This window comes from Stenotrophomonas sp. YAU14A_MKIMI4_1 (assembly GCF_003086855.1).
GTDB lineage: Bacteria > Pseudomonadota > Gammaproteobacteria > Xanthomonadales > Xanthomonadaceae > Stenotrophomonas.
This window is the reverse complement of record NZ_CP025998.1, coordinates 400,532-401,553: the sequence shown is the minus strand read 5'-3', so window position 1 is coordinate 401,553 and position 1,022 is coordinate 400,532. Positions and strand designations below refer to the sequence as shown.

Here is a 1,022-nt window from a genome sequence, read left to right as displayed (position 1 = left end):
TAAAACAATTAATAGTTGCTTGATCAAACGTCTGCAAGATGGACAATCATCCTTCCTGCAGGCGCCTTCACAAGATACCTGCGCATACTTTCAAAGATCAGGGGAAGTGGCCTCAGCGCCGTTCCCGTATGCTGCGAAGTTTCCTTCGTAGCGAGCCGCCCATTATAGCCGGCTTTTCCGCTTCGTCAACACCTTTTTTCAAGGCCGCCTCACCGGAGTGGACGTTGTTGCCGATGCCGCTTCGTCGTTGGACCCGAGGGTCTTTCGTCGTTGCGAGCCGCCTATTATGGCAGGCCTTTCAGCTTTGTCAACAACTTGTTTGAGGAACTTGAAGCTCTTCGTGAAGTTGTTGCGGCAAGTCCAGGTCAAAACCAGGTGCCTGCAAAAAAAGGAAAACCCCGCTGCATGAGCAGCGGGGTTTTCGGGTGTAAACCCTGGCGATGACCTACTCTCGCATGGCTTGAGCCACACTACCATCGGCGCAGCTGCGTTTCACTTCCGAGTTCGGGATGGGATCGGGTGGTTCCACAGCGCTAATTTCACCAGGGAGTAAACCCTGGCGATGACCTACTCTCGCATGGCTTGAGCCACACTACCATCGGCGCAGCTGCGTTTCACTTCCGAGTTCGGGATGGGATCGGGTGGTTCCACAGCGCTAATTTCACCAGGGAGGCTTTTGGAGAGTCGCACTCGTCCCGGGGGACAAGGCGCCAGCCTCGCATAGTTCTTGTGACGTAGCGTGCACTTGGATGCTCTTACGACGCTGTCGTAAAGCCAAGGCAACTTGAGGTTATATGGTCAAGCCGCACGGATCATTAGTATCAGTTAGCTCAATGCATTGCTGCACTTACACACCTGACCTATCAACCACGTAGTCTACATGGTTCCTTCAGGGGGCTTGTGCCCCGGGAGATCTCATCTTGAGGCGCGCTTCCCGCTTAGATGCTTTCAGCGGTTATCGCTTCCGAACATAGCTACCCGGCAATGCCACTGGCGTGACAACCGGAACACCAGAGGTTCGT

Annotated in this window: 3 rRNA genes (1 of these 3 cut by a window edge); all 3 read right to left on the bottom strand. The window is 54.2% G+C overall.

Annotated features, from left to right (window positions below):
* Positions 1 to 432: 432 nt before the first annotated feature.
* A 5S ribosomal RNA gene (rrf, locus tag C1931_RS01755) occupies positions 433 to 547 on the bottom strand.
* A gap of 7 nt (positions 548 to 554) precedes the next feature.
* Positions 555 to 669 (bottom strand): 5S ribosomal RNA (gene rrf / locus C1931_RS01750).
* Between the two features lie 125 nt (positions 670 to 794).
* Positions 795 to 1,022, bottom strand: a 23S ribosomal RNA gene (locus C1931_RS01745); it runs 2,652 nt beyond the window's last position.